General features: G+C 34.6%; 17 protein-coding genes and 1 pseudogene. 11 read left to right on the top strand and 7 right to left on the bottom strand.

Features of this window, described 5'->3' with window-relative positions:
• The 7 genes and pseudogenes from MVE07_RS05535 to MVE07_RS05505 all read left to right on the top strand — a co-directional run.
• Window positions 1-339, top strand: a pseudogene (locus MVE07_RS05535) (hypothetical protein); the annotation flags it as partial.
• Window positions 340-501: 162 nt separating this feature from the next.
• A complete protein-coding gene (gene hemJ / locus MVE07_RS05530; RefSeq protein WP_297455155.1) occupies window positions 502-930 on the top strand; it encodes a protoporphyrinogen oxidase HemJ in 429 nt (142 codons plus the stop codon).
• A 9-nt stretch (window positions 931-939) separates the two neighbouring features.
• The gene (gene nadC, locus MVE07_RS05525) at window positions 940-1,770 is read left to right on the top strand and encodes a carboxylating nicotinate-nucleotide diphosphorylase (RefSeq protein ID WP_297455158.1); all 831 of its coding nucleotides are present in this window, start codon (window positions 940-942) and stop codon (window positions 1,768-1,770) included.
• A 16-nt stretch (window positions 1,771-1,786) separates the two neighbouring features.
• A complete protein-coding gene (leuB, locus tag MVE07_RS05520; protein ID WP_297455153.1) occupies window positions 1,787-2,860 on the top strand; it encodes a 3-isopropylmalate dehydrogenase in 1,074 nt (357 codons plus the stop codon).
• A gap of 35 nt (window positions 2,861-2,895) precedes the next feature.
• On the top strand, window positions 2,896-3,792 hold the full coding sequence (locus tag MVE07_RS05515) for a cytochrome c peroxidase (protein WP_297455150.1): 897 nt from the start codon (window positions 2,896-2,898) through the stop codon (window positions 3,790-3,792).
• Window positions 3,789-5,894 (top strand): EAL domain-containing protein, encoded by a 2,106-nt coding sequence (locus MVE07_RS05510; protein WP_297455147.1) that lies wholly within the window; start codon window positions 3,789-3,791, stop codon window positions 5,892-5,894. The genes MVE07_RS05515 and MVE07_RS05510 overlap by 4 nt, the downstream gene beginning before the upstream one ends.
• A gap of 41 nt (window positions 5,895-5,935) precedes the next feature.
• The gene (locus MVE07_RS05505) at window positions 5,936-6,847 is read left to right on the top strand and encodes a TIGR01212 family radical SAM protein (RefSeq protein ID WP_297455144.1); all 912 of its coding nucleotides are present in this window, start codon (window positions 5,936-5,938) and stop codon (window positions 6,845-6,847) included.
• A gap of 103 nt (window positions 6,848-6,950) precedes the next feature.
• On the opposite strand, the gene MVE07_RS05500 is transcribed toward MVE07_RS05505, so the two are convergent.
• A complete protein-coding gene (locus tag MVE07_RS05500; RefSeq protein WP_297455140.1) occupies window positions 6,951-9,401 on the bottom strand; it encodes a DEAD/DEAH box helicase in 2,451 nt (816 codons plus the stop codon).
• A gap of 32 nt (window positions 9,402-9,433) precedes the next feature.
• A complete protein-coding gene (locus MVE07_RS05495; protein ID WP_297455137.1) occupies window positions 9,434-12,304 on the bottom strand; it encodes a ChaN family lipoprotein in 2,871 nt (956 codons plus the stop codon).
• A 59-nt stretch (window positions 12,305-12,363) separates the two neighbouring features.
• On the opposite strand from MVE07_RS05495, the gene smpB reads away from it, so the two are divergent.
• The 4 genes from smpB to MVE07_RS05475 are packed head-to-tail and all read left to right on the top strand — an operon-like array spanning window position 12,364 to window position 13,766.
• Complete coding sequence (smpB, locus tag MVE07_RS05490; RefSeq protein ID WP_297455134.1) at window positions 12,364-12,822, top strand: SsrA-binding protein SmpB; 459 nt, start codon at window positions 12,364-12,366, stop codon at window positions 12,820-12,822.
• Window positions 12,819-13,073 carry a hypothetical protein gene (locus MVE07_RS05485; RefSeq protein ID WP_297455131.1) on the top strand — a complete coding sequence of 85 codons (255 nt, stop codon included), beginning with the start codon at window positions 12,819-12,821 and terminating at the stop codon, window positions 13,071-13,073. Before smpB ends, MVE07_RS05485 begins: the two co-directional genes overlap by 4 nt.
• Window positions 13,070-13,312 carry a hypothetical protein gene (locus MVE07_RS05480; RefSeq protein WP_297455129.1) on the top strand — a complete coding sequence of 81 codons (243 nt, stop codon included), beginning with the start codon at window positions 13,070-13,072 and terminating at the stop codon, window positions 13,310-13,312. Before MVE07_RS05485 ends, MVE07_RS05480 begins: the two co-directional genes overlap by 4 nt.
• A 1-nt stretch (window position 13,313) precedes the next feature.
• The gene (locus tag MVE07_RS05475; protein WP_297455126.1) at window positions 13,314-13,766 is read left to right on the top strand and encodes a YMGG-like glycine zipper-containing protein; all 453 of its coding nucleotides are present in this window, start codon (window positions 13,314-13,316) and stop codon (window positions 13,764-13,766) included.
• Here MVE07_RS05475 and MVE07_RS05470 read toward each other — a convergent pair.
• Genes MVE07_RS05470 through MVE07_RS05450 form a run of 5 tightly spaced genes read right to left on the bottom strand, consistent with a single transcriptional unit; the run spans window position 13,763 to window position 19,456 of the window.
• Window positions 13,763-14,065: an Lrp/AsnC ligand binding domain-containing protein gene (locus MVE07_RS05470; RefSeq protein WP_297455123.1), complete on the bottom strand. Its 303-nt coding sequence runs from the start codon at window positions 14,063-14,065 to the stop codon at window positions 13,763-13,765. The two genes, MVE07_RS05475 and MVE07_RS05470, sit on opposite strands and share 4 nt — an antisense overlap.
• Before the next feature lie 12 nt (window positions 14,066-14,077).
• A complete protein-coding gene (locus MVE07_RS05465; protein WP_297455120.1) occupies window positions 14,078-14,350 on the bottom strand; it encodes an ATP-dependent protease in 273 nt (90 codons plus the stop codon).
• Between the two features lie 12 nt (window positions 14,351-14,362).
• Complete coding sequence (gene hslU, locus MVE07_RS05460; protein ID WP_297455117.1) at window positions 14,363-15,709, bottom strand: ATP-dependent protease ATPase subunit HslU; 1,347 nt, start codon at window positions 15,707-15,709, stop codon at window positions 14,363-14,365.
• 10 nt (window positions 15,710-15,719) lie between these two features.
• A complete protein-coding gene (locus tag MVE07_RS05455; RefSeq protein WP_297455114.1) occupies window positions 15,720-17,846 on the bottom strand; it encodes an acetate--CoA ligase in 2,127 nt (708 codons plus the stop codon).
• Complete coding sequence (locus MVE07_RS05450) at window positions 17,843-19,456, bottom strand: CTP synthase (protein WP_297455111.1); 1,614 nt, start codon at window positions 19,454-19,456, stop codon at window positions 17,843-17,845. The genes MVE07_RS05455 and MVE07_RS05450 overlap by 4 nt, the downstream gene beginning before the upstream one ends.
• Window positions 19,457-19,514 lie beyond the last annotated feature (58 nt).

Raw genomic sequence — 19,514 nt, 5'->3', positions numbered from 1 at the left:
TATATATTTACGCTAATTGATGAACTTTTAAAGTTGCCAGAGAAAAAAAGAGCAGACTATATAAGAAAACTATTGATAGCATTAAACTACAGACCTAAATTAAAAGAGAAGTTAGTGATAATTTTGGAGGAAAGAGATATGCCTTTGACTATAACTGAGGAAATGATGAAAAATGACCCTTTCTTTAAAAAAGGTAAGGAAGAAGCTAAAAAAGAGATTGCTAAAAATATGTATTTTGAACTGAAAATGCCAATAAAACAGATAGCAAAAGTTTTGAAAGTTTCTCCTGATTTCATAGAAAAAGTCATTGAAGAGACAAACTCACAAAATAAAGAATAATAAAATCCGAACTGTTTTTATATTTTGAATAGATATTGCTTCAAAAGATCTGAATAAATGATTAGTCTGATGTTTATCTAAACTTCCCGACAATATTTTTAATTAATTCCCCCTTATCGTGTAAAATAATTATTAATCTTTAACTAAAATTAGGAGAGGAAGTTGTATCTGTGGATTAAGGCTTTGCACGTAATATCTGTTATATCTTGGATGGCTGTTTTATTCTACCTTCCCCGTTTATTTGTTTATCATGCAGAAAACAGAGATAAAAAAGAGTTTGTCTCTGTAGTTAAAGTAATGGAGTATAAACTTTTTAAATATATTGGGGTTCCAGCCTTCTGGGGCACGGTTTTAACAGGAATTGCAATGATTGGAATGAATCCTGAAATTTTCAAAACAGGTGGCTGGATACATGTTAAGCTAACGGCAGCTTTACTGCTTATTGCTTATTTTATTCATCTTTCTTTTGTCAGGAAAAAGTTGGAGAGGGATGAATGCACAAAATCAGGTAAATTTTTCCGTTTTTATAATGAGGTGCCGACTATTTTGATGATAATTATAGTTATAATGGCAATAGTTAGACCATTTTAGGATTTGAATATGTTAGATAGATTATTTGTAAGAAAAAAGATAGAAGAGTTTCTACTTGAGGATATAGGATATCAGGATTTAACAACCGATAATCTTGATATAGACAAAAATGTAGAAGCCGTCTTAATAGCCAAAAATGAAGGTATTCTTGCAGGTGTTAATATAGCTCTTGAGGTTTTTAATGTTTTAGACCCTGATATAAAAATAGAAAAATATAAAAATGACGGGGAAAAGCTTCAAAGAGGAGAGCATATTTTAAAACTTTCAGGAAGTGGAAAATCCATTTTAAAAGGTGAAAGGGTTTTCTTAAACATTGTTCAGAAACTTTCAGGAATAGCAACAACCACCAACAGATATGTTCAAAAGATAAAAGGGACGTCTGTTAAACTCCTTGACACCAGAAAAACAACCCCGGGATTAAGGGCATTTGAAAAATATGCTGTTAGAATAGGAGGAGGGTATAACCATAGGTTCGCCCTTTATGATATGGTAATGATAAAAGATAATCATATAGCATTGGTAGGAAGTATAACAGAAGCAGTAAAACAAATAAAATCAAAAATTTCACCAATGATAAAAATAGAGGTGGAAGTTTCATCTCTTGATGAGTTTAAAGAGGCTCTAAAAACTGAAGCAGATATAATTATGCTTGATAATATGGATATTAAACAGATAAAAGAAGCTGTGGAGATAAATCAAGGTAGAAAAAAACTTGAAGTTTCAGGAAATATAACACTTGATAATATTGAAGAATATGCAAAAACAGGGGTTGATTTTATATCAACCGGAGCAGTTATCCACTCAAGTAAATGGCTGGATTTAAGTCTAAAATTTAAATAAAAGGAGGTTAGAGTTTATGAAAAAAAGCTGTAAGATTACGGTTTTACCGGGAGATGGTATTGGACCGGAAATAATGGAATCTGCCATTGAGGTATTAAATGCTATTTCAAAAAAATACGGAATAAATTTTGAATTCCATGAGGCATTGATAGGAGGGGCTGCGATAGATGCAACAGGAGACCCTCTTCCAGAAGAAACACTTGAGCTTGCTAAAAAAAGCGATGCGGTTTTACTGGCCGCTGTAGGTGGTGAAAAATGGGATAACCTACCTACAGATAAAAGACCGGAAAAAGGATTGCTCAGAATAAGAAAAGAGTTAGACCTATTTGCAAATCTCAGACCAGGAAAAGCATACACAGCTTTATTAGATGCCTCTCCCCTTAAAGAGACATTGATTAAAGGCGTTAACCTGCTTGTTATAAGAGAATTAACAGGTGGAATATATTTCGGAGAGCCAAGGGGAATAGAAGAGAGAAACGGTGAGAAAGTCGGCTACAACACAATGATATATTACGAACACGAGATTAAAAGAATTGCTAAACTTGCTTTTGAGATGGCAAGAATGAGAAGGAAAAAAGTTACAAGTGTTGATAAAGCAAATGTTCTTGAGGTATCTGCTGTATGGAGAGAGGTTGTAAATGAAGTCCATGCAGATTATCAGGATGTAGAACTGGAACATATGTATGTTGATAACTGTGCAATGCAGCTTGTTAGAAGACCAAAGGATTTTGATGTAATCGTAACAGGAAACCTTTTTGGAGACATCCTCTCTGATGAAGCCGGGGCTTTAACAGGTTCTCTAGGAATGCTTCCATCAGCAAGTATCGGAGAGAGATATGCCCTTTATGAACCTGTGCACGGTTCAGCACCTGATATTGCAGGGCAGGGAATAGCAAATCCAATAGCCATGATACTATCTGCTGCAATGATGCTGGAAATAACCTGTAAACTTCCTGAAGCTGCAAGGGATATCGAAAAGGCTATAGATAAAGTGCTGGAAGAAGGCTACAGAACAGGAGATATCTGGGCTCCAGGAACAAAAAGGGTTAATACAAAGGAAATTACAGAGGCAATCATCCAACATTTATGAAAAAAATATGGCTAATATTTATTTTTCTTTTTAATATGACCTTTGCTTTTGAAGCGCTTCAGCCTTTGCCTGTCACAGTAAAATATGACAGGGCGAAGGCTGAGCTTGGTAAAATTCTGTTTCATGATCCTTCACTTTCAAAGGACAATAAGGTTTCCTGTGCAACATGTCACGACCTTTATACAAAATGTGGAACCGACCAGAAACCTGTTTCAACAGGATTTGCCGGCAGAAAAGGAACAGTTAACTCACCTACGGTCTTTAATGCTGTTTTCAATTTCAGACAGTTCTGGAATGGTAGAGCTAAAGACCTGCGGGAGCAGTTAATAGGTCCAATAACAAACCCTGTTGAGATGAATTCTTCCCCCAAAGAAATTGAAGAAAAACTGAATAAAAATCCTTTTTACAGAAAAAAGTTTAAAGAGATATACCATACAAACAGAATAAAATTTGAACAGGTGGCAGATGCAATTGTTGAGTTTGAAAAAGCCCTCATAACACCAAATAGCAAGTTTGACAGATATCTCAGAGGTTTAGTGAAGCTATCTCCTGAAGAAGAGGAAGGATTTAAACTGTTTAAAAGACTTGGCTGTATCTCCTGCCATAATGGTATAAATCTTGGAGGAAATTCCTTCCAAAAACTTGGTGTTGTAATTCCATATCCATGGAAACCAACAAATCCTGATAGATACCAAATCACTAAAAGAAAAGAAGATAAAAACGTTTATAAAGTTCCTTCCCTCAGGAATATCACCTGCACTTATCCTTATCTCCACGATGGAAGTATTCCAGATCTTAAAACTACTATCAAAGTAATGGCTAAGCATAATCTTGGAATAGATATGGCCGATGAAGATATTGAGAAAATAATTGCCTTTTTGAAGACTTTGAAGGGAGAACTTCCATCAATACTTGTAGAGGAAAATAGGTGAGGAGAATTTATTTTGTCCTTTTTCTTGCTATTGTGGTAACTGCTGCTTTTTTATATTCCTCTAAAAATACATTTGACTATACAATGACCACTTCCGGTGTTTTATTTGATTTAAAAAGGATTGAAAAAAATGAATTCCGGCTGGAAAGTGAAATTTTAAAAAGTAAATTTTTCTTATACTATGATTACAACAAAATTTATGAGCCGTTGCAAAAAATTAAAAATATTATAAAGCACTTAAAATTAGGTCATCTAAAAAAGCTTGCCCATAAAAACACATACAGACTTATAAAACAGTATGAAAATAAAATTAAGGAAAAAGAAAATGAGATTTACAAGTTTGAAACCCTTAATTCTGCCATAAAAAATTCCCAAATATACATACCTGAACTATCCTTAAAATATTTACAGCTTAGTTCCAATCTGGATATATCATACTATCTCCTTGTAAACAAAGCGGTTTCTACAATTTTTTTACTTCAAAACAGTATGGATATGAACTTTATATCTGATCTAAAGATATATTATGAAATGCTGAAAAATTATAATGTTGAAGACAATCCAGAGTTGAAGCAGTTTCATAAGACATTTTTGCTTCATTTGGGGGTTATACTGAGGAATTTTCTGACTTATCAGAAGGAATTTAAAAAATTAATAGACAACAAAGAAAATTTAAAACTTTTATCTGATATTAGAAATAGTTTCATAAAGGAAAGTCAGGCAGAAGCCAAGACTATTATTACTTTTAATTTCGGGATAGGTATTGTTTTTCTTTCAGTTCTTGTTTATCTTGCATTTTTACTTGTCCGGCTAGATATCAGTAATGAAACTCTGAAAGCTTTAAAAGAAAACCTGCGTAAAAGATTAATAACAGATGATTTAACAGGTTTACCAAATAGAAGAGCATTTTTTGAAGTAAAGAAAAATTATAAAGAACCAACATTTATTTTAATAAATATAGACAATTTCAAACATATAAATGACCTTTATAGCTCTGCTGTTGGAGACCAGCTGCTAATAGAACTGGGACAGTTCATAAAAGAAAAGGCTAAAAAGATAAATGCACAAGTTTTTAGACTCGGAGCAGATGATTTTGGAGTGCTGTATGAAAACAGAAGAAATGAAACAGAAAAAATAGTTGACACACTTATACAAGAAATTGAAAATCATACATTTCTACTAAAAATAAAAAAGAATAATAAGATCATCTTACTTGAAATTTCTATAAATGTTTCAGCAGGCGTATCTTTTATTTCTCCTTTATTGGAAACAGCAGATATGGTTCTTAAACATGCTAAAGAAAACAGGAAGAAGTATCTAATATATAGAGAAGATATGCAGCTTTACAAACATATCCAGCAGAACCTTAATCTGATAGATACTATTAAGTATGCACTCCAGAATAATAAGATCTTTCTTGTTTATCAACCTATAATAGATAACAGGACAGGTAATATTGTAGAGTATGAATGCCTTGTTAGAGTGAAAGATCAGAATAATAACATTATATCCCCTGCTCAGTTTTTACCTGTAGCCAAAGAATCTAAATACTACAGCAAAATAACACAGGAAGTTATAAAACAGGCATTTGATAAGTTTAAAAATACCAACGTTATGTTTTCTATAAATTTGTCAGCAGAAGATATAACAGATAAAGGAATAAAGGAATACATATACGAAATGCTAAAAAAATATCCGGAAATTGCTGAAAGGCTAACATTTGAAATTTTAGAAAGTGAGAGTATCCAAAATTATGAGGATATAAAAGAATTTATAAAAAATGTAAAAAATAAAGGTGTAAAAATAGCAATAGATGATTTTGGCAGTGGATATTCTAATTTTGCAAGGATTGTCGAGCTTGACCCTGATTTTATAAAAATAGACGGTTCCCTTATTAAAAAGTTGCCTTATGATATATACGTTCAGGTTGTTGTTTCTACAATTGTTGATTTCTCAAGAAAGCTTGGTATAAAAACTATTGCAGAGTTTGTTTACAATGAGGATGTTTTTTCAACAGTAAAAGCAATGGGAATAGATTATTCTCAAGGATACTACATAGGAAAACCTGCAGAGGAATGTTGCCCTCCTGAAAAAAAATCATAGATTTATTAAACTATTATAAAAACCTTTTAATAGAGGTTAAAATGATAAAATTTAACCAGTATCTCAAGGAAAAATACGGCGGAAGAATTCAAAAAATATCAATAGATGCAGGGTTTACCTGTCCAAACAGAGATGGTAAGGTTGCTTTCGGCGGTTGCACATTTTGTAACAATACATCCTTCAGCCCTTATGCGATGACCCGCCAGTCTGTTGAAGAACAGATAGAAAAATCAATGGAGTTCTACTCAAGAAGATTTAAGAATATAAAAGGTTATATAGCTTATTTTCAGGCTTTTACAAACACCTATGCACCTGTTGATAAGTTAAAGGAAATATATGATAAGGCAATGGAATATCCTGAAATTATAGGAATGTCCATCGGGACAAGGCCAGATGTTGTTCCTGAGCCTGTTTTGGATTTAATTGCAAGCTATACGGTAGAAAAACCTGAAATATGGATTGAGTATGGTCTTCAAACGGCAAATATAAAAACTCTCAGAAGTATAAACAGAGGCCATGGGGTTTCTGAATTCGTTGATGCGGTTTTAAGAACTAAAAAAAGACCAAATATTAAAATATGTGCCCATATGATTGTTGGGCTTCCTGGAGATGAATATGAGGATTACATAGAAACAGCTAAACTAATAGCTGCACTTCCAATTGATGGAATAAAAATCCACCCTCTTCATGTTGTTAAACACACGGTAATGGCAAAACAATATGAAAATGGAGAATTTGGACTCCTTGACCTTGAAGAGTATGCAAGCATTGTTGCAGATATCCTGGAAGTTTTACCTGATGATATTATTGTTCACAGGCTTACAGGTGAGGCAAGTGAAGATGAGCTTATAGCTCCAGAGTGGTGCTCTCCAAAGAGAAAAATGGATGTTCTTACAGCCATAGAAAATGCAATCCAAAAGAAAAAGGAAAGCAAAAAACTGCTTATTATTTAATTTTCAATTTTGTAGCTAACGGAAAAATTTTGCTTTTAGTCTGATTGATAAAAAAGAAATAAAACTAATTTTTCTGTGCAATCTTTTCCTGTAGTCTTTTTAACTATTTATTAAACTCTTTCAATATTTTATGAGAAAGAAGAATTGAGGCTGTTTTGTCCAGATAATCATTTGAGTTTCCGCATTTGGGAGAGTATATACATGAAGGGCAGCCGGCTATACAGGAACATTTAGAGATTGTTTTGTATGTGCTTTCCATCATCTCTTCCAGCTTTCTAAAACCTACTTCAGAGTATCCAACACCCCCTTCATATCCATCATAGATAAAAATCGTAGGTTTTCCGGTTTCTGCAAAAAATGGAGTTGAAAGTCCTCCTATATCCCATCTATCGTTCATTGCATACAGAGGATATATACCGATAAGTGCATGTTCTACCCCGTGAAGTGCTCCCAGAAAGCCATTTTTCCTTTCTTTTATCCTTTTGATATATTCCTTTAGTTCTTCTTTTTCTTTTTCATGTAGTTTTGCTGATAGGCTTTCTATGGCTTTTATGGCAAAATGGAAGGCATCAATATCTCCTTCCTTCCTGAATTTCAGCAGATTTTCAAAAACAAGGTCATGATAGATATACTTACCTTCGTATAATCTGCCTTTTTTGAAAACAAACTCTTCTATCAGTCTGGCGTTATGCTTTGCATTTTTATAGATAATTTCCTCTTCCCATTCTGGTGGCATAGTCCACCAAAAAGCAATGGTTTCAAATTCTTTTGATAAGAAGTTATTCACATCAAAGATTTCATCTTTTAGCTTTTCATCAAATTCCATATCTCGCATAGAGTAACCAATAACTGTTGTTTTGACTTTTACCTTCCCCTGAAATATCTCTATATTTCCCTTTTTTCTGCTGTCTGTTATCTGGACTATTTCTATCTCTGACTCTTTTAGAGGCTCAGTTATATAGGAAACTTCAGACCTGACCACATAAACGGTGTTATTTTCCATATCTAAATGTTCAACAATAAATTTTTCCCCGTTATGTAGATAAACAGCTCCCGGGTGTGCTTCATAAATAACAATATCTCCGGATATATCTCCTATTGTTCTACCTGATATACTCTCCACAATTTTGAAACTTTCACCTGCAGACCTTATGCTAAAAGGTTCCTGTCTACTGGCATACAGCTTGTTGTTTGCAAATCTAAGTTTTTTTTCTTTATAAAGCTCCCGTGCAACCTCTTTTTCTTCTTCTGATAGCTCATTTAGTTTTATAGGAATTTCAGATGCCATTACAGGCAGATGTTTTTTCAGGATGTATTTGTTCTGGGGATTAATAACAGGCTCTTCCATCTGTCTGTAGAACAGCTCTTCAGGATTTTTTACAAAATACTGGTCAAGGGCATCCCTTTTAGGCACCAAGATATTATAAGCTTTTTTATCTCTTCTACCTGCCCTTCCAAATCTCTGCCATACCTGTGCCAGTGTTCCCGGATAACCAATCAGTATGCAGCCCTCAAGGTCTCCAATATCAATTCCCATCTCAAGTGCACTTGTAGATATCACAGATAGAATATTCCTTGTCAGAAGTTTAAACTCTATCTCCCTTCTTTCTGCAGGTGTATAACCTGACCGGTAGGGACTTACCTTATCTACAAGGTCTTCTCTTCCTTTCTTTTTCAAAATGTCTTTTACCCTGAGGGCAAGTATCTCAGCCTCTTTTCTACTATCAACAAAAACTATTGTTGATATATCTTCAATAACTGTATTTGCTATGAGTTCTGCTTTTTCGTTGTTTCTCAGGCCTCTAAAAATCTGGACTTCCCTTTCTGGTAGCGGTGCCCCTGATTTTGAAATTTCAATAACTTCATCCTGAATAAGCTTAGAAGCAAATCCTGCAGGGTTATGTATTGTTGCAGAGTTCATTATGAAAACAGGTTTTTTACTCCTATAATACCCGATTATCCTTTTTAGTCTTCTGATTATATTTGATATATGGGAACCTAAAACACCTCTGTAAGCATGTATTTCATCAAGGACTACAAACTCAAGCTCTTCAAAAAATGAAGCCCACCCTGTATGATAAGGTAGAATACCTACATTCAACATATCAGGGGTAGTAATCAAAAAGTTCGGAGGATTTCTTTTTATCTCCTGTCTTTTATCCTTTGGTGTATCCCCGTCGTATACTTCTACAGTTGCATTTATACCTGTTTCAAATATTAAATCCATTATTTTTCCATACTGGTCTCTGGCAAGGGCTTTCAGTGGAAAAACCACTATAGCTTTACTTTCTGGGTTTTGATGCAGTCTTTCAAGAACAGAAAGGATATAAATAAATGATTTTCCTGAGGCTGTTGGTGTGGTTACAACAATATTTTTTCCTTCTTTGACCAGTTTAAGACCCTCAGCCTGATGGGAATACAGTCTGATATTTTTTTCCTGCAAAAATTTTTCTATTTTTTTGTTTTCAAAATCAAACTGTCCGTATTGGGCTTCCACAGGGGGAAGTATTTTTGTGTATGCTATTTTATTTTTGTAATATTTCAGGGTTTCCATAAGGAAAAAATATAGCACGGAAAACTTTTCTGTCAAAAATTAAGTTTTAGTTTGAGTCTTTTACCATTTCTTAGAACTGTTATATCAGCTTTTTTCCCTGAAAAGAATATTTCTGTTTTTAGCTGGGATAAATTCTCAACAGGCACTCCATTAAACTCAATTATAATATCTCCTTTTTTAATACCTGCTTTTTTTGCCACAGCTTTTTCTGCAACTCCTATAACTTTTAAGCCTTTTACTGCAGGTTCAACAAGCACACCTAATTTTTTCTCTTTTTCTCCTTCAAGCTGGGCAGTATAAACAATATAATCTGAAATGTCTTTCTTAAGCTGGTCATCTATGACCACCGTTAGTCCTTTTTTGCCTGTTCTTCTTTCTACTCTGGAAGGAATTCCGTATCTAAATCTGATATGACCGCTTCCTGCAAGGACGATGATTTTCCTATCAGGATTGTTTTTTATGTAATTGGAGATAGTCTGTGCCATGGTCTCATCCCATATTATCTGGGACTGGATAAAGTTATAAAATCTCTTTTTATCCATTGATTTGTGCTGGCTGAATATCTCCCTGAGGAAAACTGTATATTCAAAATCTGTAAAATTCATATTCTCAGGAAGTAGTTTTTTCTCTTCAGGGGACAAGGCTGAAATACCTTTTGAGGAAACTTTTTTGATTATAGAACTATCTATGTTAAGAGCTATAACAGGAATTTTATGTTTTCTGCAGTAAAGGAGTATAGGCCTGTATAAATGATAGTTATATCTCCATGCTACAAAATAACCTGATTTTTTCAAAAATTCTTTTTCAGATATTTCTCCATTTATAAACTGGTCAATAATAGGCTGTTTTGAACGCTGGAACATCTCCATTCCAACGGCGATTTGAGGATATTTTTGATGGATGGCTTTTATCACACTAAGCTGGAATGCATGGTCAGAAAACTGGACATGCTGTTCTCCCAGATAAATCACCTGTTTCTTCAGGGCATCATTAATCAGATTTTGAAAATCTTTAATGCCGTTTTTTGCTACTATTTCTGCTTTTTCCCTGAGTTTTACTCTGATACCATCTATTGCATTTTTAACAGTTTTATTTAGAACTTTTCCATTTTCCAGCACTAATTTTGAGTATTTACCGTAATGGATAATTTTTCTGGCGAGAATTTTTGCTTCTTCAGGGGTTTTTACGTTGAAAACTGCGATTACATCTGATTTTCCAAAAGGATTTTTAAACAGTTCAACATAAGTTTTATCTGTATTGTATTTTTTTCCAAGAATTCTTGAAGCAACCGGATTATCTCCACCCATTATAAATACATTTTTTTCCTGAATGTTTTTATAGCTAAACTCCTGTGGATATTTTAAAACTGCCTCTGGAAAGTGTTTTACAATAGGAGCATACTTGACTTCGTTTTCCGGAATATAAATAACCGGCTTAATTGAACCATTTACAAAATATAAAACAGGATTAATCTCTTCCCATTTTAGATTTCTAAAAAGATTATAATCCCTGTCTATAAGCATTTTTAATGGTTCATTTTTTGTGACAATCTCAAACTCCTGTTTTGTTTTAGTGAGATTTACGGTAAATCTTTCATCTCCCAGGTATGTCTCAACAGTTATCGGAATTTTAAGTCTATAAGGTTGCTTCTGGATAATCTCAAAAAATATATGAAAGCCGTCATCCTTCATAACAAGGTCTTTAAATTTGATTTGAAAGTCAGGCATACCTTTTTTGTATACAAACTGCTTGAAGAAGTAGTCTAAATTCTTATCTGAAATCTGTTGAAAAACAGTTTTTAGGTCTTCCCATGAAGCCTGACTGAATTTGAAGCTGGAGTAAAAAAGGGATATTGCCTTTTTAAAGTTCTCCTCTCCTATCTCATTTTTTAGCATATGAAAGAAAAACATTGATTTTCCGTAACCGATAGCCTCTGATTTCAGGTCTGTTTTTCCGTAGAATTTGCTTAATGGATAATCATTTTTAGCATAAGCCAGATATTTTAGAAGAACATTTTTTCTGTATCTTTTTTTATCCTCTGATAGTCTATAGTCTGAGAGATATGTTGTAAGTCCCTCAGCCCAGTTTCCACCTTTGATATACACAGAACAACCAAACCACTGATGGAGAATTTCATGGGCTAAAGATTTTTCTACTATAAATGGAAATTTTATAATTTGCTGGCCTATCAGAGTAAAAGTAGGCATTGAGTATCCTGTAGGAAATGCATTTTCCACTATTGAAAATCTTTTGTAAGGGTATTTGGCTACAAGTTGTGAGTAATCCTGAATATATTTGTATGCTGAGTTTATATATTTTTCAGCTAAATCAGAATCTTTTTCAAAGAAATACGCCTCTATAGTCAGTCCATCAAACTCTTTTCTTTTTATCTGGTATTTTGTTGAACCAATAAGATGAATTATTTCTGTAGGATATGGAAACTCAAAATGATGTGTTTTTGTTTCTTTTGCTTCTTTTGTTGATACCTTTTCAGACTCAGAGATAAGAATAAAATTTTTAGGAGCTGTGGCAGAGAGATTGTAAATGGTAAGTTTATCAACATAAGGATACCAGTTGTCTGTCAAACTTATAAATTCGTCAGTAATTATATTCTCTGAATTAAAATCTAAAAATTTCTTTGAATAATTAATCTCAACTTTATTTTCTGGAGAGATTTTAAGCTTAAGCTGGTTTTCCGGCGATAAATTTTTGTTCTGGTAATAAATCGAAGATATATTAAATCCTTTTAAGTAAATCCTGATTTCCTCAGGTCTGTCAGAATAAATAACAGCTTTTCCTGTTAAAAGATTTTTTTCAGGTGTAATCTGGACTTCTAATTTGTAAAAAACTTGCGCATAGGATATATTAAAAATCAGAAAAAACAGTATCAGAAATTTTTTCATAGCTTTTTCCTTTTTTGTGCTTTAATTTATAAATATTCTAACTTGGAAAAGGGTAAAAAATGGGAATAAAAGTAGTGACAACAAACAAACCGGCTTATCACAACTATGACATACTGGAAACCTATGAGGCCGGTCTTGTTCTAGAAGGCTCAGAAGTCAAATCAATAAGGGAAGGTGCAGTTAATCTAAAGGACTCATTTATCAGAATAGATGATGGGGAGGCTTATGTTTACAATATGTATATAGCTCCTTATAAACCTGCTGCACGTCTTCAGCACGACCCATACAGAAAAAGAAAACTTCTCCTGCACAAAAGGGAAATTTTGAAACTTATGGGAAAAGTTCAGGAAAAAGGACTGACAATCATTCCACTTAAACTGTATTTTAAAAATGGTAAGGCAAAGCTGGAAATAGCCCTTGCAAGAGGTAAAGCAAAATATGAGAAACGCCAGGCTATAAAAGAAAGAGAAACAAGAAGAGAACTTGCCAAAAAATATAAAGGCAGGATTAAGCTATGAATATCAAAGAAATAAAAGAGCTTGCAAAGAAGTTTACCCCTGAACAACTGGAGATGTGTATAGACCAGACCCTTAAGATAGGACATCCAACTTTGGAAGGATGTGAACTCTCAGGGAATGTAATGGAAATTCTGAATACACTTGCAAAAGCTGAAACTGTTAGAGAGTTGATGGAACAAGGAATGACAGAGGTTGAGGCTATCAGAGAGCTTGCCAGAAGAATTAGAAGAGTTCAGGGAGTAGAAAAATGAATATAAGAGAAATTAAAGAGCTTGCCAGTAAGTTTACACCTGAACAGCTGGAAAACTGTATTTTACAAACTATTCAAGAAGGAAAAAATGAATGTGAAATAACCGGAGATGTGGAAGAGGTTGTTAATACCCTTGCAAAAGCCCAGACAGTCAGGGAACTGATGGAACAAGGAATGTCCCAGATGGAAGCCATCAGAGAACTTGCCAGAAGAATCAGGCAGGTTCAAGGAGGTCAGTAATATGGGTAGATTTTTAGTCCTTTTATTATCTGCAGCAGTTATTTTTATATCCTGTTATAAACGTTCCTATGAAAGTGCTGTTATCGGAGGTGCTGCAGGTTCGGCTGTAGGTGCAATATTAGACGAGGAAAACCCATGGAGAGGTGCTTTTATAGGTGGTGTTGTGGGTGCTGTACTTACAGGAACAATAGCAGAAATATCTTCCAGAGCTGCTGATGAATGTGTAGAATATGATAGACCTATAGAGTATAGATGTTATAAATGTAAAGAACACGTAAGAATAATTGCCGTGCCAGATGGCTGGCATGGAAAATGTAGAATTGTCAGATTGAAGTATTTCAAGGGAAATAAGCTTATAAAAGTAAAAACAAAGAAGGTATGTAAAAGAAAATTAAAGAAAGTACCCCCGCCATTTAGAGATGACTGGGTACCTGCAGGACATAGAAGATTTTAAATCTTAACCACCATGCAGGTGGTTGCCTTTTTTACTCCTTTTATAGAGTGGATATCTCTAATAACAACCTTTCCTATTTCGTTCTGGTCTTCACCTTCCAAAAATATGATTATGTCATATATACCTGTTACGACATCTGCAGACCTTACATTTTCTATTTTGGCAAGTTCCTCCATTATATAAGGGATATCCGGAGGATTTGCTTCAATAAGCACATAAGCAGTTGCTTTATCCTTTACATCAATCTCTTTAAGCAACTCAGAGAAAGGAATAGGGGCTTCGTTGAGTTGTTCTTCCATTTCTTCCACCTCTTATTTTAGATTTTTCTTTGCACCTTCAATAGCACCAATTATTGCACCCTCAATAACGGCAAATGTTTTCTTTACAATATTTTCTGTTTCATCTAAAACTTTAATCACCGTTTCCTTTTTTATCATTTCTCCTGGTGTTCTTTCAATGGTTTTTAGTTTCAGTCTTTCTAAATCCTGCTTTAATCTTTCAAGGTCTTGTTTAATTACATCAAGATTTACCTCTTCTTCTTGTGGCTGTTTTTTTTCTTCCTGTTTTGTTTTTTTCTCAGCCATATCTATCACCTCCTAAAGTATATACCTTGTAAGGTCTTCGCTTTGGACTACATTTTCAAGTTTTTGTTTAACTATCTTTTCATCAATTATTATATGCTGTCCTTTAAGGTCAGGTGCTTCAAATGAGTAATCCTCCATAATTCTTTCAAGTATTGTATGGAGTCTTCTTGCACCGATATTTTCTGTCTTTTCGTTTACCTCCTCTGCTATCTCGGCAATAGCCTCAATAGCGTCGTCTGTAAATTCCAGATGAACTCCTTCAGTTTCCATTAGGGCTTTATACTGTTTTATAAGCGCATTTTTAGGCTGTGTTAATATTTTGACAAAATCCTCTTTTGTCAATGGTTGTAGTTCAACTCTGATTGGAAATCTTCCCTGTAGTTCAGGTATAAGGTCCGATGGTTTTGATAAATGAAATGCCCCTGCTGCTATAAATAAGATATGGTCTGTTTTTATTGGACCGTATTTTGTTGATACTGTTGTTCCTTCAACAATGGGCAGTAAATCCCTTTGAACACCTTCCCTTGATACATCCGGAGATGAACCTACAGATTTACCTGCCACTTTGTCTATCTCATCAATAAACACTATTCCGAAGTTCTCAGCCCTGTAAACTGCTTCGGATGCAACCTCATCCATATCTATAAGTTTTTCAGCTTCCTGTTGTTGAAGAATTTTAAGGGCTTCTTTGACTGTTACTTTCCTTTTTTTCCTTTTTGATGGAGTTAGATTTGAGAATAAATCCCTCAGTTGATTTTCAATATCTTCCATTCCTGGAGCAATCACACCGCCTATTACCGAAACAGGTTTTTCTTCAACATCTATCTCAATTACTCTGTCGTCTAACTCTCCTTTTTGTAACATTTCCCTGAACTTTTCTCTGGCAGGTGAACTTTCTTCCTCAACTTCTCCGCCAAGGCTGCCAAAAGTTCTCACTCTTCTTGGGACAAGGTAGTCAAGAACTTTTTCTTCTGCTAACTTTCTGGCTTTTTCCTGAACCTCTTCCATTTTTTCTGCTTTAACCATTTTAAAGGAAGCTTCTGCAAGCTCTCTTATAATACTTTCTACGTCTCTTCCTACATAACCAACTTCTGTAAATTTTGTTGCTTCGACCTTTATAAAAGGTGCACCAACGAGGTTTGCCAGTCTTCTGGCTATTTCGGTTTTACCTACACCTGTTGGTCCTATCATAAGAATATTTTTAGGGATTACTTCATCCCTTAATTCTTCCGGTAGTTGTTGTCTTCTCCATCTATTTCTCAGGGCAATTGCCACTGCTTTTTTGGCTTCTTTTTGACCAACGATATATTTATCAAGTTCCTGAACTATCTGTTTTGGGGTTAATTCTTCTTTTATCACTGCCACCTCCTTAAACAAGGATTGAATTTTTTCTAATTTCTGATTGGAGTTTTATCCTTCCATCTACAGCCCATACCTGATTTTCTTTTACAATCAGTGGATTTATATCCAGTTCTTCAATTTCCGGAAAACTTTGTAATAAATTAGATACATTCATTAATATATTTACAAGGTTTCTGATTTCCACCGGTTTTTTATCTCTGAAACCCTCTTTTAAAAGTTTATAAATCTTGGTTGAAGAAATAATTTCCTTTGCAACTGTTTCTGATAGGGGAATAAAATCAAATGATACATCTTTAAAAAATTCAACAAATGTTCCACCCATTCCAAACATAATATATTGTTTAAACAATCTGTCATAGCTGCTTCCTATAACCAGCTCAAAATCTCCTTTAACCTGTTTTTCTACAATAACACCCTCTATTCTTGCATCTTTTTTGTAAGCAATAGCATTCTGGATAATAGTTTCGTATGCCTTTTCAGCCTGAGATATATCCTTAATATCAAGAATTACACAGCCGGCATCTGATTTATGAAGTATATCCGGTGAATTTATTTTCATGACCACAGGAAAGCCTATTTCCTGTGCTATTTTTATTGCATCCTCTTTTGTTTTAGCATTGAACGTAGGATTTACAGGTATACCGTAAGCTTTCAGAATTTTTTTAACATCTAATTCTGTTAACAAAAGCTGATTGTTTTCTATTTTAGATACTATAAATTTTTCAACCTCAATTTTCCTATCTACCCTTAGGGATATGTTATCTTTTGATAAAAGTTTTGTGTTGTATCTATATTCCCAAGCCATAAACATGCTATCAACAGCTTCTTCAGGTGTTTCAAAAACCGGAATATCATGTTCTTCCAAAAATTGTTTGGCCTGCTCTAGTTTTTCTCCTCCCAGTAGAACAGAATAAAAAGGTTTTTTCTGGTCTTTGGATATCTCGTAAAAAGCCTGTGCGCTTTCCAGTGGTTTAGTCATAAATTGGGGGGTAAGGATACAGATTATTCCGTCTATTTCAGGAGCATCAAACAGAATTTTTAATGTTTCTCTATATCTTTCAGGTGGAGCATCTCCGATTATATCTACAGGGTTGTTATGACTCCATACCGGTGGAAGTATCTGATTAAGCTTTTCCATTGTTTCTTCAGATAGTTTGGCAGGTGGAGTATGCCATTTATCAAACTCATCTGCAGCCATAACCCCGGGTCCACCTGCGTTTGTAACAACAGCAAAGCTGTTTCCCTCAGGAATAGGTTCTTTGGATAAGGCCTCTGTCATATCAAACAGCTGTAGAACATTTTCAACCCTTAGGGCTCCTACCCTTTTGAATAAAGCCGAGTATAAAAAGTCTTTTCCTGCTATTGCTCCTGTATGGGATACGGCTGCTTTCTGTCCTGCTTCTGATTTTCCTGCTTTTGCGATTATTACAGGTTTTTTAAGTGTGATATTGCGGCAAGCCTTAACAAACTTTTCAGGTCTTGTGAGACTTTCCATATATATAAGGATCGTTTCTACTTCTTCCTTTTCTCCTAAATACTCAATAAGGTCTCCAAAATCTATATCAGCCATATTTCCTATGCTAACCGCGTAAGAAAATCCTATTTTCTCTTGAAGTGCCCAGTCCATAATAGCTGTAAATAAGGCACCACTTTGGGAAATAAAAGCAGTTTTTCCTTTAAGTGGTTTATCCAGTCCAAAGTTAGCATTCAGGTCAATTAGTGTATTTGCAAATCCAAGACAGTTAGGACCTAGAAATCTTATTCCATACTGTTTTGCTTTTTCCTTCAAGGTTTCTTCTATTTTCCTACCCTCTTCACCGGCTTCCTTTCCACCTGCTGATATCACAACTGCTGTTTTAACTCCTTTCTTTCCAAGCTGGTCAAAAACTTCTGGGATATAAACAATAGGAATAGCAATTATTGCAAGGTCTATCTGGTCGGGAATTTCCAGCACAGATGAATAAACGGTATACCCTTCTAACTCTTTAAGTCGTTTGTTTACAGGGTATACCTTTCCTTTAAAACCACCATCTATAATATTTCTGAAAATTGCATATCCTACTTTTTCCTTTTTATCCGTTGCTCCTATAATTGCTATTGATTTAGGGTTAAACAGCTTGTCTAAGATATTCATTTTTGTTTACCTTTTTTCTTTTCATAAGAAGCCTTAACAAATGCCACAAATAATGGATGTGGCTTGAACGGTTTGCTCTTAAATTCAGGGTGAAATTGGCAAGCAACAAACCATGGATGCTTGTCTTCAGGAAGTTCAATAATTTCAACCAGATTTTTTGCTTTATAAACCCCTGAAACCACAAGCCCGTTTTCCTCTAATATAGGTCTAAATTCCGGATTTACCTCATATCTATGTCTGTGTCTTTCATAGATTTCTTTTTCTCCGTATATTGAGTAAGCCTTTGTCCCTTCTACCAGTGTGCATTTATAAGCACCAAGTCTCATTGTTCCACCTTTTTTATCAACCCCTCTCTGTTCAGGCATAAGGTCTATTACAGGATAGGGGGTGTTCTGGTCAAACTCTGTTGAGTTAGCCTCTTTTAGTCCTGCCACATTTCTGGCAAATTCAATAACTGCAACCTGCATACCAAGACATATTCCAAAGTATGGGATTTTATTTTCCCTTGCGTATTTTGCCGTTAGTATCTTTCCTTCAACACCTCTTTCTCCAAATCCACCGGGAACCAGAATACCATCTACATCTTTTAATTTTTCCTCAATATTTTCTTCTGTCAATTCATCTGCATTTATCCAGTGGAGATTTACTTTTACATTGTTTGGAATTTGAGCATGGGTAAAGGCTTCTATGATACTTTTGTAAGCATCTTTAAGTTCAACATATTTTCCGACAACGGCAATATCAACTTCTTCAGTTAGTTTTGAAAGGGTATTAACAATTTTTTGCCAGTGTTTTAGGTCAGGTTCTTTATATTCAAGGTTCAGCTGTCTGGCAATAATCTGGTCAATTTTTTCTCTGTGGAAATAAAGGGGTAATTTATAAATAATATCTACATCAGGTGCGGATATAACCGCCTCTTCATCAACATTTGTAAATAGTGCAAGTTTTCTTTTAATTGCCTTAGGTAGCGGTCTGTCTGCACGGCATATCAGAATATCAGGCTGGATACCTATTGCTCTAAGTTCCTTTACTGAATGCTGGGAAGGTTTTGTTTTCAACTCTCCTGCAGCTTTTATATATGGAACGTATGTAAGATGAATAAACAGAGCATTTTCCCTTCCAAGCTCAAGACCCATCTGTCTGATAGCCTCTAAAAATGGCAAACTTTCTATATCTCCTACTGTTCCGCCGATTTCTACCAGTGCTATTTCCGATTTTGCTGCTGCTTTTTCTATACTTCTGATAATTTCATTAGTGAAATGGGGAATAACCTGAACAGTAGCACCAAGATAAGCACCTCTTCTTTCTTTTTCTAAAAGTGTGTGATATAGCTTTCCAGAAGTTGTATTGTTGTATTTGGTTAAAACAACATTGGTAAATCTCTCATAATGCCCTAAATCAAGGTCTGTTTCTGCTCCATCCTCAGTAACATAAACCTCTCCATGCTGATAAGGGTTCATTGTCCCTGGGTCTATATTCAGATAAGGGTCAAGTTTCAAAAAGGTAATTTTATAGCCCATACTTTCAAGAATTGAACCGATACTTGCAGATGCAACGCCTTTTCCAAGGGAGGATAAAACACCGCCGGTAATAAATATGAACTTCTGCACTTTCCCACCTCTTTGTGTTATTTTAGGCAACCTTATTATTGTAAAATAAATTAAAAAA

It is taken from the genome of Persephonella sp. (assembly GCF_027023985.1).
GTDB lineage: Bacteria > Aquificota > Aquificia > Aquificales > Hydrogenothermaceae > Persephonella_A.
This window is presented reverse-complemented; position numbering and strand designations above follow the sequence as displayed.

Bases quoted from the DNA above. Each gene is read 5' to 3' on its own strand.
- nadC (WP_297455158.1), top strand. From the start codon at position 940: ATGTTAGATAGATTATTTGTAAGAAAAAAGATAGAAGAGTTTCTACTT.
- leuB (WP_297455153.1), top strand. From the start codon at position 1,787: ATGAAAAAAAGCTGTAAGATTACGGTTTTACCGGGAGATGGTATTGGA.
- MVE07_RS05515 (WP_297455150.1), top strand. From the start codon at position 2,896: ATGACCTTTGCTTTTGAAGCGCTTCAGCCTTTGCCTGTCACAGTAAAA.
- MVE07_RS05505 (WP_297455144.1), top strand. From the start codon at position 5,936: ATGATAAAATTTAACCAGTATCTCAAGGAAAAATACGGCGGAAGAATT.
- MVE07_RS05500 (WP_297455140.1), bottom strand. From the start codon at position 9,401: ATGGAAACCCTGAAATATTACAAAAATAAAATAGCATACACAAAAATA.
- MVE07_RS05495 (WP_297455137.1), bottom strand. From the start codon at position 12,304: ATGAAAAAATTTCTGATACTGTTTTTTCTGATTTTTAATATATCCTAT.
- smpB (WP_297455134.1), top strand. From the start codon at position 12,364: ATGGGAATAAAAGTAGTGACAACAAACAAACCGGCTTATCACAACTAT.
- MVE07_RS05485 (WP_297455131.1), top strand. From the start codon at position 12,819: ATGAATATCAAAGAAATAAAAGAGCTTGCAAAGAAGTTTACCCCTGAA.
- MVE07_RS05480 (WP_297455129.1), top strand. From the start codon at position 13,070: ATGAATATAAGAGAAATTAAAGAGCTTGCCAGTAAGTTTACACCTGAA.
- MVE07_RS05475 (WP_297455126.1), top strand. From the start codon at position 13,314: ATGGGTAGATTTTTAGTCCTTTTATTATCTGCAGCAGTTATTTTTATA.
- MVE07_RS05470 (WP_297455123.1), bottom strand. From the start codon at position 14,065: ATGGAAGAACAACTCAACGAAGCCCCTATTCCTTTCTCTGAGTTGCTT.
- MVE07_RS05465 (WP_297455120.1), bottom strand. From the start codon at position 14,350: ATGGCTGAGAAAAAAACAAAACAGGAAGAAAAAAAACAGCCACAAGAA.
- MVE07_RS05455 (WP_297455114.1), bottom strand. From the start codon at position 17,846: ATGAATATCTTAGACAAGCTGTTTAACCCTAAATCAATAGCAATTATA.